Source organism: Methylobacterium tardum (assembly GCF_023546765.1).
GTDB lineage: Bacteria > Pseudomonadota > Alphaproteobacteria > Rhizobiales > Beijerinckiaceae > Methylobacterium > Methylobacterium tardum.
Genome location: NZ_CP097484.1, coordinates 6,147,301 through 6,159,680, shown reverse-complemented (window position 1 = coordinate 6,159,680; position 12,380 = coordinate 6,147,301). Strand labels below are relative to the sequence as shown.

The window sequence follows — 12,380 nt, the reverse complement described above, 5'->3', positions numbered from 1 at the left end:
ACCGGATGCTACCGACCGTAGAATTTCGGATCGAGCGCGGCGAGCGCAAGAAGCGGTGGCGGGAGGGCGACACCGTGCATCCGCATTGTCCGCGCGGCGGAACGGCATCCGAGCTGGTCGTCGGCTGCGGCCGCGGCCTCGACCGCCGCGATGGTGGCGGCGTCCGGGTGAGGTGCCGATGCCGGCTTGGTGGCAGCCGGCGCATCCTTCGCCTGGTTCGCCGGCCCGCGCTGAGCATCGGTGCCCGCCTGATTTGGCGAACCTCCCGGGGTCGGGCCACTCAGCCCGGACTTCTGCTGGACGTCGCCGCCCGCGGAAGAGGCCGCACCCTGGCTTGCCCCCGAGGGATTTGAAACAGCGGTCGCCTGTTGCGGAGGCGTCGCGGCGGCCTCCTTCGCCGGCTCCGGCTGCTTCACGAAAGCCAGAAGCTCCTGGCAGAGATTGGCTGGACGCCCGGATGGGGCGGCTGTGCCGCTCTCCTGCGCGAGCGCGTTGTCCGCTACGAGCAGGGCCCCTGCCAAGCCGATTGCCTGGGCGAAAGTGCTCAGTCGCCGCTTCATCGGATGCGCTCCTCCTGAAAGCTTGGTCTCGTCGCAGCTGGCGCTCGAATGCCGGGTCTCAGGAGCGCTTCGGCTGCGAGGCGGCGCCCTCGGCTTTCCCATGCGGCTCGCCGGCGAACTCATCGGGGGACGGGTCGCCGTTCCAACGCGGGCCGACCAGGTTGGTGCCCGGCTCGGAGACCCGCGCACCCGAGGTGGCGAATGCCTGGTAGGCGAACTTCTGATTGCTCGTGAGCGCCAGCATGGCCGCAACGCCCAGGAGAACGGCGGCAAGGACGGCGGCGATGAAAGCTTTCATGTCAGCTTGTCCTGATATGAGCCCGGCCCATCACTCGGCCGGTGCCGGGCGGGATCCGAGCTGCGGGCCGCTCGCGGTGCGGGCCTGCTCCTGCTCTACCCAGAGGTCGTGGTGCGCGCGCGCCCAGGCCAGATCGACCTGACCGCTGCCCATCGCGTCGTAGGCGCCCTTCATCCCGAGCGTGCCGATGTAGATGTGGGCCAGGATACCGGCGATGAAGACGATGCCGATCAGGGAATGGATCACCTGCATGATCTGCATCCCGTTGACGTCGAAGAGCGCGAACGGGAAGAGCATCATCAGGCCGGTGGCGCCCATGGCGGCGCCGAAGCCGGCCACCATCCAGAACACGCCCTTCTGGCCCGCGTTGAAGCGGCCGGCATGCGGGTGCTTGCTGCCGATAAAGCCGCCCCCAGCTTTGAGCCACTCCCAGTCGATCCGGTTCGGGATGTTGTCCCGGATCCAGACGACGATCATGAAGGCGACGCCCAGCATGAAGGGCCAGGCGAGATAGACGTGGCTGTACTTCGCGTACTGGGCCAGCGCGCCGAAGGCATCCGGCCCGATCAGCGGCATCAGCAGCCGTTTGCCGAAGATGTAGTTCAGGCCGGACAGGGACAGGATGATGAAGCACACGGCCGTCATCCAGTGCGTGAACCGCTCGAATGCGTTGAACCGGAGGATCTTCTTGCCGGATTCCTGGCTGTGATCCGTGATGATGCGGCCGCGCCAGAGGAAGAAGAGCGCCAGGGCCCCGAGCATGCCGAGGATCACGAGCGCCCCGATCCAGGGCAGCCACCCCTCGCGGAACATCTGGTACGCGCGGCCCTGCGGCTGGATCAGGTTGGCGGCCTTGCCGTCCGGGATGCTGATGCGCCCGCTGATCTTGGGGGCCTGCCGGAACAGAAGCTCCTCATTGATCGAATCCGCCGTGGGGTTCGCGCCCGTCGGGTTCTGCCCATCGGCCTGGATCGGGTTCTGCGCCTGCGCGGCCCCGTAGACACCCGGTGCCGTCCAGAGCGCCGTTGCCAGGACGAGAGTGCTGAGAAGCGTCCATGCCCGCCGCATCGGCGTTCCTTTCAGATCGGTCGAGCGGTCCGCGGATTCTGCCGCGGTCCCTGTTCCTGCGCGCCCCTCAGCAGAGGAGCAGCCCTACATCAGATCGTGATCGTCTCGCGGTAGGCCGTCTTCCAGCCCCAGGCCCCCGAGCCGTACCCGCGCTTGATCACCCGCTGCTTGTAGATCTCGGCGATCATCTCGCCGTCGCCCGCGAGCAGAGCCTTGGTCGAGCACATCTCGGCGCAGAGCGGCAGCTTGCCCTCCGCGAGCCGGTTCGAACCGTACTTCTCGTATTCGGCGGTCGAGAGATCGGGCTCGGGGCCACCCGAGCAGTAGGTGCACTTGTCCATCTTGCCCCGGGACCCGAAGTTCCCGACCCGCGGGTACTGCGGTGCGCCGAACGGGCAGGCGTAGAAGCAGTAGCCGCAGCCGATGCAGATGTCCTTGGAGTGCAGCACCACCGCGTCGGCGGTGGTGTAGAAGCAATTGACCGGGCACACGGCCGCGCAGGGCGCGTCGGTGCAGTGCATGCAGGCCATCGAGACCGAGCGCTCGCCGGGCTTGCCGTCGTTGAGCGTCACCACCCGCCGCCGGTTGATGCCCCACGGCACTTCGTGCTCGTTCTTGCAGGCGGTGACGCAGGCGTTGCACTCGATGCAACGATCCGCGTCGCAGAGAAACTTCATGCGCGCCATGATCAGGTCGCTCCTCTCAGGCCGCTCGGATCTGACACAGGGTGGCTTTCGTCTCCTGCATGCCGGTGACGGGATCGAAGCCGTAGGTCGTGACGGTGTTGACGCTCTCGCCGAGCACGACCGGGTCGGTGCCCCTCGGGTAGTAGTCGCGCATGTCCTTGCCCTGGTACCAGCCGGAGAAATGGAACGGCATGAACGCGACGCCCTTCCCGACGCGGTCGGTCACGAGGGCCTTCACCTTCGTCTTGGAGTTGTTCTCCGCGCCGGTGACCCAGACCCACTGACCATCCTTGATGCCGCGCTCGGCCGCGTCGCCGGTGTTGATCTCGGCGAACATGTCCTGCTGCAGCTCGGCGAGCCATGGGTTGGAGCGCGTCTCCTCGCCGCCGCCCTCGTACTCGGCGAGGCGGCCCGAGGTGAGGATGATCGGGAAGTCCCGGGCGACGTTGCGCTCGACCGCCGCCTTCTGCACCGAGAAGCCGATATTGGGCATGCGGAACTGACGCTCATCGGGCCGGGTCGGGTACTTGGCCACGAGATCCGGGCGCGGTGAGTAGATCGGCTCGCGGTGGACCGGCACCGGGTCGGGCAGGTTCCAGGCATTCGCGCGCGCCTTGCCGTTGCCGAAAGGCGAGACGCCGTGCTCGAGACAGACGCGCTGGATGCCGCCCGAGAGGTCGGTCGCCCAGCTCACCGTGTCGGGCTTGTCGCCGCCGATCTTCAGGATCGTCGCCAGCTCGTCCGCCGTGAGATCCTTGTCCCACCCGAGCTTCTTGAACACGCCGAGGGTGAATTCCGGATAGCCGTCGGTCAGGTCGGAGCCCTTCGAGAAGGAATCCTCGGCCAGCAGGGTCTCGCCGTTGCGTTCGGTGCCGAAGCGCGCGCGGAACGTGCCGCCGCCCTCCTTCACGTGCAGCGCCGTGTTGTAGAGGATGGCCGAGCCCGGATGGCGGATCTCCGGCTTGCCCCAGCAGGGCCAGGGCAGGCCGTAATAGTCTCCGCCGACCTCCGGATCGTCCTTCGGCGCCCGCAGGGTGACGAGGTCGAACTTTTGCTGGTTGCGCATATGCGCCTTCAGGCGCTCGGGCGACTGCCCGCAATAGCCCGTCGACCAGCCGCCGCGGTTGATCTCCCGCAGGATGTCCTCGGCCAGGGGGACGTTGTTCTCGACCTTGATGTTCTTGAACATCGGGTCGGCGAAGCCGAGCTTCTTCGAGAGCAGGTAGAGGAACTCGTAGTCGTTCTTGGACTCGAAGGCGGGCTTCACGATCTGCTCGCCCCATTGCAGGGACCGGTTCGAGGCCGTGCGGCAGCCGTCCATCTCCAGCGAGGTGCAGATCGGGAGCAGGTAGGTGTTGTCCTGCCGGGCATCGAGCGCCGCGAAGGTGGTCGGATGCGGGTCCGCGACGACCATCAGGTCGAGCTTGTTCAGGCCTTCGAGGGCCTCGGGCAGGCGCGTGACGGTGTTGCCGCCATGGCCCGAGATCATCATCGCCCGCGTGGGGCTGCGCTGATCGATCTGGTCGGGCGGAAGGTTCACGGAGTCGAACCAGCGGGTCGAGGTGATGCCCGGGGTCTCCATGTTCTCCTTGCGGGATCGCGCCTTGCGGCCGGCAGCCGCGGGAACCTCATCGAAGCGCGATTGCAGCCAGGCGTAGTCCACCTCCCAGACGCGGGCCCAGTGCCGCCAGCCGCCCTCGGCGAGGCCGTAGTAGAGCGGCAGGGTCGTCACATCGAGGCCGAGGTCGGTCGCGCCCTGCACGTTCGTGTGCCCGCGGAAGATGTTGGCGCCCGTGCCCGGCTTGCCGACATTGCCCGTGGCCAAGCACAGGATGCAGAGCGCGCGCACATTGGCGGTGCCGACCGTGTGCTGCGTGTTGCCCATGCACCAGATCATGGTGGCGGGCTTCTCCTTGGCGAACTTCTCCGCCACCCGGCGGAGCTGCTCGCCCGGCACGCCGGACACGCGCTCCACTTCCTCGGGCGTCCACTTGGCGACCTCCTTGCGGACGTCGTCCATCGCGTAGACGCGCTGGCGGATGAAGTCCTTGTCCTCCCAGCCATTCTGGAAGATGTGCCAGAGCATGCCCCACGCGACCGGGATGTCGGTCCCCGAGCGGATGCGCACATAGTCGGTGGCGTGCGCCGCCGTGCGGGTGAAACGGGGGTCGATGACGATCAGGTTGGCGCGGTTGATCTCCTTCCCGGACAGCACGTGCTGCATCGAGATCGGGTGCGCCTCGGCGGGATTGCCGCCCATGATGATCATGGTCTTGGCGTTGCGGATGTCGTTGTACGAGTTGGTCTGGGCGCCGTAGCCCCAGGTATTCGCCACGCCCGCCACGGTGGTCGAGTGGCAGATGCGCGCCTGGTGGTCGACGTTGTTGGTGCCCCAGAAGGCCCCGAATTTCCGCAGCAGGTACGCGGCCTCGTTCGTGTACTTGGCCGAGCCGAGCCAGTAGACGGAATCGGAACCCCACTTCTCGCGGATCTGCAGCAGCTTATCGCCGATCTCGTCGATCGCCTGATCCCAGGAGATCCGCTGCCACTGGCCGCCCACGAGCTTCATCGGATATTTCAGGCGGCGGTCCGACGAGACCAGCTCGCGGATGGCGGCCCCCTTGGCGCAGTGGGTGCCGCGGTTGATGGGACTTGCCCAGGACGGCTCCTGGCCGACCCACACGCCGTTCACGACTTCGGCGGTCACCGTGCAGCCGACCGAGCAATGCGTGCAGATGTTCTTCTTGATGACCGTCCCCGGCCCGACCGCCGACGAGCCGGCGGCCTCGACCTTGCGGACGGCGCCGAGCTGGATCGAGCCCGCGGCGGCGAGCGCCCCGGCCGTGAGCCCGGACTTGCGCAGGAACGCACGCCGGTCGAGCACGCCCGCCGCGAGACCGGCCGCGACCGCCTGATGCTTGCTGCGGCTGGCCTCGCCGCTCTTCCGCTTCGTCAGCATGGCAGCCTCACTTCGTCCCCGGCGCAGGATCGGGATTTTTCAGGAGCGTCTCGTAGCCGTTGGTCCGGTAGAACGCCTTTACGTGATCGCTCAGGCGGTACCGGCTGCGCGTCTCGTCCTGGCCCGGGTCGTAGGCCTGGGCCTCCGTCGCAGCCATCGGCGACGCGACCGCGGCGGCGGCCGCCACGGTGCTTCCGCCGAGCGCCCGAAAGAACTGGCGACGACCGAGCGTCTTCGGATCCTGCCGCATCATCCAACTCCCTCAGCGACACCCGCTTGATAGCAAACTCACGTCACGCCTTTCGGTCACGCTCGACCACCGGGCACCGCATCCCCGTCACGAATCCATCGCGAAGGCTTCCGCCTCCACCTCCATGAAGGTCCGTCCCAGGCTGCCCACCGCACGGTAGAAGCGCGCGTTCTTCGCCCGCTCAAGATCCCCGAAGAAGCGGTCCGCCCAGGGGACGAGGTGCCGGCCGAAGAAGCGTGCCTGTACATCGGGCCCGGCCTCGAACCGCCCGCCGGCGAGCCCCGCCATCACCTCCATGAGGAAGGCCAGGTGGTCCTCCGGCTCGCTCATGGCCTCGGCCCGCGAGAGGCCGAGGGCCGCGAGATCCTCTCGGACCAGCGCGAGCGGGCGCTCGTTGAGGAAGCCGGTGAGATAGTAGGAGGCGTAGGGAAGAAGCTCGCCCCTGCCCACGCCGATGAACAGCGCGAAGAACTCGCGCTCGACTCCCGCGCCCGTCGCCTCTGCCGCCGCGCGGCTCAGATCCGCGACGTGCTGGCCAAGGATCCCTTCACCGCCCGAAAGGCCGGCGAGCGTATCGAGCAGGTCCTGACTGGGTGGACGTCCGAGCAGGACGGCCAGGAGATCGTAGTGCCGCGCGCGGAGCCCGTCGACGTCGTCCACGCGGGCGCCGCCCAGCGCCTCCGATTCCACAGGTCCGAACGCCGACGCCACTGGAGTTTTCTACTCGCCCGAGATCGGACCGATCCCGCTCTCTGGAACGACAATAAGAAAGGCTCTTATCTCCCGCAATCCAAAACTCCTAGCCCGTATTGGGCATCGCGCCGCCGTGACGCCGCAGGCGGGGTCCCGGACGCGCCTCCATTCCGTCGGCTGCGGGCACGGAATCGCGCGCGGGCGTCGGATCAGGAAAGGCCGGAGCGGCTTGCTGGACCGTGGCCGCGGGGGCCGGGAGGGCCGGCGCGTGGTCCTGCGGATCGGGTCCGGGCGGAGCGGCATCGGCCACAAGGGGACATTCCGGCGTCCGACCGGACTCCGGCGAAGCTTCGGGCTGGCGATCGCGGGTCTCACCCGACGCCGGCATCGCTTTGGCGGCCCCGCCCAGCAGACGCCCGAGCATCGCCTGGACGTCGTCGCTGGGCAGAAGCGGACCGAGGCCGGGGACGCCACCCGGGCTGTTCCAGTCGTAAGCGTATTCCCGCGCCTCGCTGACGAAGTCGCGGATGGCGGGGTCGAGTGACCACATCCGGCGCAGGGCCGCGTTGCGCAGGGCCGCCGGAACGCCGGCCCGCAGGAACGGGGCGAGATCGGTCTCCGGGGTCAGGGCTTCGAGGGGCGGGAGATCCACCACCGGATCGTCCGCCGGCACCGGTTCCGGTGGCCGCGCCTCGGGTCCGGGCTGCGGCGCGATGAGATCCGCCTCGGCAGCCCCCGCGTCCGGCTCCGGGAGGGGCGCCGTGTCGGGGACGGCCGGCACGCCGCGTTCCGTCAGGGCGGCGGCGCGCACGGCGAGCTTGCGCCGCGTCCATCGCGAGAGGAAATTCTCACTCATTCGCGCCGCTCCCGGGCGCCGTGCGCCCGGCGGGCCAGCGCCTCGGGATCGGCGCGATCGCGCTTGCGCTTCTCGAACTTGCGCTCGACGTGGAAGGCCTCGAAGAAGGCCAGAAGCTTCGCCTGCACCTCCGGCGGCATCGGCACCGGCTCGACGATCTCGCCGACCCCTTCGGCCATGGATTCCCCCTCATACGGGTCGGCCGTGACGCTCGCGACCTCGTAGGTCTCGTCGCCGGTGTTGCGCAGGGCGACCCAGAGGGAGGGGCGACCGGAGACGAGATTGTCGCGGTAGTGCCCGGTCTCGCCCGGATGCAGCGCGACCTCGTACGAGCCGGCATAGAAGGTCGCCTCGTCCTCGGTCTCGGAGAGCTTCGTCCAGGGCGACGCGGCCGCCGCCGCCGGCAGGGCCCCGACCGGGAGCCGTGCATGGCTCGCCCAGGGACCGGAAAGGCGCCGCCGCGCGACGATGATGCCGACCTCGAAACGATGCTCGGGCGTCGTGGACATGTCAGGCGGCCTCCCGGCCTTCGGCGAGGGGCAATCCGACGACGAGATTGTGCGGCTTGAGCTGCACGCTTCGATCCGGCGCCGCCGCGAGCAGGAGATAGACCGGGCGCTCCCCCACTGTCGGCAGGACCTGCGCGGGGTCGCCGAAGGTCAGGCTGAACACGGCGAGCACCCGGTCGCGTGTTCCGGCATCGAGCGTGTCGCCGCGCCAGAGCGCGTTGCCGATGCGCGTCGCCTCCTGGTCGAGACCGACGAACCAGCGCCAGTCGGGGTCCTCCAGCCGGTCGAGGGGCGTCACGCGCACCGCGACGTTCAGCAGGTGGCCGACGAAGGTCTCGATCACCCGCGCCAATCCCGCGCGGCTGCGGGGATCGGAGCCGAGATTGAGCGCCATCGTGAAGGCGTCCGACCGGCTCCAGTACGTCCAGGCATTCTCGGCCGTCAGCACGTCCAGCTCGTTCGCCGCCTCCTTGCCCAGCATCGTCAGCAGGGGCGAGAGCGGCGCGCTTCCCTCGCGGGCGGCGATCACCTCGGCGTCGGCCAGGAGCACAGCGCCCTCGTGGAAGCTCACGCATTGGGGGCGGAAGAACAGCTCGGCCGCGCGCAGGACGAAGGGGTCGTCGCAGCCGTCGAGGGCGTTGCGCAGGATCAGGTGGACGAGTTGGTTCAGGAACAGGGACGGCACACCCTGAAGGTCGCCGCGCACGAGCGACAGATATCCGGCCTCGACGGAGCGGGCGGCGAGCAGCCGATCGCGGAAGGCGAGGATCACCGCCCAGTTCTCCCGAGCGTCGGCGTCGGCGATGGCGGCGATCTCGGCGGGCTCCACATGCCGCCGGGGCGCGTCCATGAGGGCAGCGTGGAGCGCGACCTCGGACGCGCAGGCGTCGTCCGGCGGCACGAGTTCGGGCCGCGCCAGATACGCGAGGATCAGTTCGTCCGTGACCGTGAGGCCGCCGCCGGCCGTGCGCTGCGTGAGGTGATGGCCGCTTGAGACCCAGAACTCGGTCATCCGGTCAGCCTCCCGCCGTCGTATCACGCAGAAGGCCGACGAGGTCGGCCTGTTCCTCCGGCTCGTCCGCGTCGGCCTCGACGAAGTGGAACGCGCGCCCGTGGGACCGGTCGCCGCCGGGCCGGTGGTGCAGCGTCCGGAAATCCTCCCGGATCGCACCGTCCGCCTCGACGCGGTGCATCGCCACGACGCTGCCGACCGGCAGATCGCAGAGGGACGCGGCGACGTCGAGTTCCTCGCGGGCGGCCGCACGGGCCGCCTCCCAGTCGGGAGCCCCGAAGCGCGCGCGGATGTGGCCGGCGAGGTGCTCCTCGGCCTGCGCGCGCTCCGCTTCGCTGGCCTCGCTCACCACCACCAGAGTGGAGAAGCCGAGCGAGCGGACGCCGACGAACCCCGAGCGGAAGGCCGTCAGGGCCTTGCCGGTCAGCCGCGACGGATCCCCGTCGAGGAACAGGAAGGTCCCGGTGACGGCCCATTCTCCGGGTTCGGCGGCCTGCGCGAAGACGAAGGTGTCGGAGGGATCGAGCCGCAGGGTTCGGGGAAGCTTCAGCGTCACAGAAGGACCCCGCCGGTCTTCGGATCGCGCCAGTCCGGCGCCTCCAGGCTCACGCGCAGCGGGAGGTGCTCGACCCGCCCGTCGGGCCAGGTCAGCTTCCCGTCGCCCTCAGGCTCGATCGCGGCCCGCACACCGGATTCCCGCGGCAGATGGGCGAGGTAGAGCGCCGCGACATGGCCGAAACCGTCCTCGCGCCAGATCTCGAAGGTCTTGGTCAGATGGCGCGCGAAGCTCTCGACCAGGGGCGCGCGCAGGTCCGTGCCGAAACCTTCCTCCTCCAGGGCGGTGGAATCCGGCGTGTGGCCCGGGTCGCCCGCCGCCAGCTTCGAGGCGAGCAGCATCCCCGAGAAGACCAGCCAGTCCGGCTCCTCGTCCTCGCGGCACGCTTCAGGCCAGCCGAGGCGCCCCCCTCCGAGGCGCGCGCCGTTGAACAGCAGCGTCCCGGGCCATTCGAACGTCACCGGGATCTCCGGCGGTCCGAAGACGCCGACGGCATTCGCCAGGGCGACCATGCCGGCGAAATGCGCGCGGCGCGCGGTGGCGAGCGGCTCGTCCGGGGCGAGCACCACGGCGAGGTCGATCAGGTCGTCGCGCCGGCTCAGGACGAGCGTCGCCGCCTCCGCCTCGCCCGATGCGGCGAGCCGGCAGGCTTCCGCGTGCGCGTCGGAATGCCGCTCCGCTGCGCGCTCGCTGAAGCCGGGGGGCAGGACCAGCCTCGACGGGCCGGCATCGACAAGGACGGTCATGGAGCGGCTTTGGCGAGGGGCCGATGAGAGTGCGGGACAGGGTTGCGACCTGCGCCCGCATGCCGGATCGTTGTTTCGAATGGTTCGAGTATAAGGGACCGGCCCCGTCGCGCGAAGGGGCTTTCCATTCGCAGTTGTATTCGGGTCCGATCTTGTCCGACCGCCTCGTACTCGCCTGCTCCTGCGAGCGGACGATGTCCCTCGATACCGCCGCCATGGGCCAGGCCTGCGGCGGCGAGCTTCGCACCGCCGACCAGCTCTGCGGCCGCGAACTCGACCGCTTCCGGGAGGCCCTGGCCACCGGGCGGCCCGTCACGGTGTCCTGCACGCTGCAGGCGCCGCTGTTCGACGAGGTGGCGGAGGAGGCAGGCGCGGAGGATCGGGTCGCCTATGCCAAGATCCGGGAGACCGCCGGCTGGTCGTCCGATGCCGCGGCGGCCGGACCGAAGATGGCCGCCCTGCTCGCCGCGGCGGCGGAGCCGCTTCCCGACGCCGCCACCGTCTCCCTGGAAAGCCGCGGCGTGGCCCTGATCTACGGGCGCGACGAGGTGGCCCTCGAGGCTGGCCGGCGGCTCGCCGAGCATCTGGACATCACCGTCCTGCTGACCCGCCCCCGCGAGATCCCGCCGCTGCACCGCAACGCCTTCCCGGTCCTGCAGGGCACGATCCGGACCGCGAAAGGGTACCTCGGAGCGTTCGAGCTCGGCATCGGACGATTACGCCCTCCCGGCCCCGTCCTCGCGCACGCACCTCGTTTTCGGCGCGCCGCGAAACGGCGCCGTGTCGACCTGCGATCTCGTCATCGACCTCTCGGCCGGCGCGCCGTTGTTTCCGGCACACGCGGTGCGGAGCGGTTATCTGCGCGCGGACCCGGGCGATCCGGCCGCCGTGGAGCGCGTGCTGGCGGACGCGTCCCATCTGGTCGGCACGTTCGACAAGCCGCGCTTCATCGACTTCCACGGCGACTTGTGCGCGCACAGCCGCTCCCGCATCACGGGCTGCACACGCTGCCTCGAAATCTGCCCGACCGGCGCGATCGCGCCCGCGGGCGACACCGTGCACATCGACCCTTACGTCTGCGCGGGATGCGGCTCTTGTGCCGCGGTCTGCCCGACAGGAGCCGCCGCCTACACGCTGCCGACCTCCGACGCGCTGATGCGCCGGCTGCGCAGCCTGATGCGCGCCTATCGGGCGGCGGGCGGACAGAACGGCCTCGTCCTGTTCCACGACGGCGACCACGGCGAACCCCTCGCCGATGCGCTCGGCCGCTATGGCGACGGCCTTCCCGCACATGTGCTGCCGGTGCAGGTCAACGAGGTGACGCAGATCGGACCCGAGGTGATCGCGGCCCTGTTTGCCTACGGCGCGGCCGGAATCCGGGTCCTGGTCCGGGCCCGTGCAAGCACGACCTCGAACCCCTGTACCGAACCCTGTCCCTCGGGGAGACGCTGGCGCAGGCGCTGGGCTACGGTGCGGAAGGCGGCGGGCGCGTGGTCGAAACCATCGAGACCGATGATCCGGATCTCCTGGGCGCCGCCCTCCGGCAGGCCACGCCGGGGCGGCAGGCCGCGGTGCCGGCCGGTCTGCTGTTCCTGGGGAACAAGCGTGAGGTGCTGCGCCACGCCTTCCGCGACATGCACAGCGCCGCACCGGCACCCGTGAGCCGGGTTCCGCTCGCGGCCGGCGCCCCCTTCGGCGGCCTCGATTTCCGGGTCGCGGACTGCACCCTGTGCCGGCCTGCGTCAGCGCCTGTCCGACCCACGCGCTCTCCGACAGCGCCGAGCAGCCGCTTCTCGGCTTCGAGGAGAGCCTCTGCGTGCAGTGCGGCCTCTGCGCCGCGACCTGTCCCGAGGACGTCATCGCCTTGCGTCCGCAGGTGGATTTCGAGGCCTGGGCGGCGCCCCGTCGGGTCGTCAAGGAGGAAGAGCCCTTCTGCTGCACGCAGTGCGCCAAGCCCTTCGGCACGCGCTCGACGATCGAGCGCATCGTCGAGCGGCTGCGCGAGCGGCACTGGATGTTCAGCGGGGCGGGCGGCGAGGCGCGCCTGCAAGCGCTGACGATGTGCGAGGATTGCCGGGTCGAAGTCGCGGTGAATCAGGGCTTCGATCCGCATTCGGCGCCGGAACGCGACAAGCCCCGTACGACCGAGGATTACCTGCGCGAGCGCGCGAGCGGCTGACGGGCGCC

The 12,380-nt window shown here is 69.7% G+C and carries 12 protein-coding genes and 1 pseudogene; 1 reads left to right on the top strand and 12 read right to left on the bottom strand.

The window, feature by feature from the left end:
* Positions 1–8: 8 nt before the first annotated feature.
* From M6G65_RS29460 to M6G65_RS29405, 12 genes are all read right to left on the bottom strand, one after another.
* Positions 9–560: a hypothetical protein gene (locus tag M6G65_RS29460; protein WP_238194785.1), complete on the bottom strand. Its 552-nt coding sequence runs from the start codon at positions 558–560 to the stop codon at positions 9–11.
* Positions 561–618: 58 nt separating this feature from the next.
* The gene (locus M6G65_RS29455; protein ID WP_192706346.1) at positions 619–858 is read right to left on the bottom strand and encodes a hypothetical protein; all 240 of its coding nucleotides are present in this window, start codon (positions 856–858) and stop codon (positions 619–621) included.
* 30 nt (positions 859–888) lie between these two features.
* Entirely contained in the window at positions 889–1,926 is a 1,038-nt protein-coding gene (locus M6G65_RS29450) for a formate dehydrogenase subunit gamma (RefSeq protein WP_238194784.1), read from the bottom strand.
* A gap of 89 nt (positions 1,927–2,015) precedes the next feature.
* The gene (gene fdh3B, locus M6G65_RS29445; RefSeq protein WP_238194783.1) at positions 2,016–2,612 is read right to left on the bottom strand and encodes a formate dehydrogenase FDH3 subunit beta; all 597 of its coding nucleotides are present in this window, start codon (positions 2,610–2,612) and stop codon (positions 2,016–2,018) included.
* A 16-nt stretch (positions 2,613–2,628) separates the two neighbouring features.
* Complete coding sequence (locus M6G65_RS29440; RefSeq protein ID WP_250103214.1) at positions 2,629–5,571, bottom strand: formate dehydrogenase subunit alpha; 2,943 nt, start codon at positions 5,569–5,571, stop codon at positions 2,629–2,631.
* 7 nt (positions 5,572–5,578) lie between these two features.
* A complete protein-coding gene (locus M6G65_RS29435) occupies positions 5,579–5,821 on the bottom strand; it encodes a formate dehydrogenase (protein ID WP_024829467.1) in 243 nt (80 codons plus the stop codon).
* Between the two features lie 87 nt (positions 5,822–5,908).
* Positions 5,909–6,532, bottom strand: coding sequence for a TorD/DmsD family molecular chaperone (locus M6G65_RS29430; protein ID WP_238194781.1), 624 nt, complete (start codon positions 6,530–6,532; stop codon positions 5,909–5,911).
* Between the two features lie 88 nt (positions 6,533–6,620).
* Positions 6,621–7,370, bottom strand: coding sequence for a DUF3306 domain-containing protein (locus M6G65_RS29425; RefSeq protein ID WP_238194780.1), 750 nt, complete (start codon positions 7,368–7,370; stop codon positions 6,621–6,623).
* A complete protein-coding gene (locus tag M6G65_RS29420) occupies positions 7,367–7,879 on the bottom strand; it encodes a DUF3305 domain-containing protein (RefSeq protein WP_250103213.1) in 513 nt (170 codons plus the stop codon). Before M6G65_RS29420 ends, M6G65_RS29425 begins: the two co-directional genes overlap by 4 nt.
* Position 7,880: 1 nt before the next feature.
* Positions 7,881–8,891 (bottom strand): DUF6352 family protein, encoded by a 1,011-nt coding sequence (locus M6G65_RS29415; RefSeq protein WP_250103212.1) that lies wholly within the window; start codon positions 8,889–8,891, stop codon positions 7,881–7,883.
* A 4-nt stretch (positions 8,892–8,895) separates the two neighbouring features.
* Positions 8,896–9,447 carry a DUF6505 family protein gene (locus M6G65_RS29410; protein WP_238194777.1) on the bottom strand — a complete coding sequence of 184 codons (552 nt, stop codon included), beginning with the start codon at positions 9,445–9,447 and terminating at the stop codon, positions 8,896–8,898.
* The gene (locus tag M6G65_RS29405) at positions 9,444–10,193 is read right to left on the bottom strand and encodes a biotin/lipoate--protein ligase family protein (RefSeq protein ID WP_238194776.1); all 750 of its coding nucleotides are present in this window, start codon (positions 10,191–10,193) and stop codon (positions 9,444–9,446) included. Before M6G65_RS29405 ends, M6G65_RS29410 begins: the two co-directional genes overlap by 4 nt.
* A gap of 194 nt (positions 10,194–10,387) precedes the next feature.
* Here M6G65_RS29405 and M6G65_RS29400 point away from each other — a divergent pair.
* Positions 10,388–12,372 (top strand): annotated as a pseudogene (locus tag M6G65_RS29400) (4Fe-4S binding protein).
* Positions 12,373–12,380: the final 8 nt, after the last annotated feature.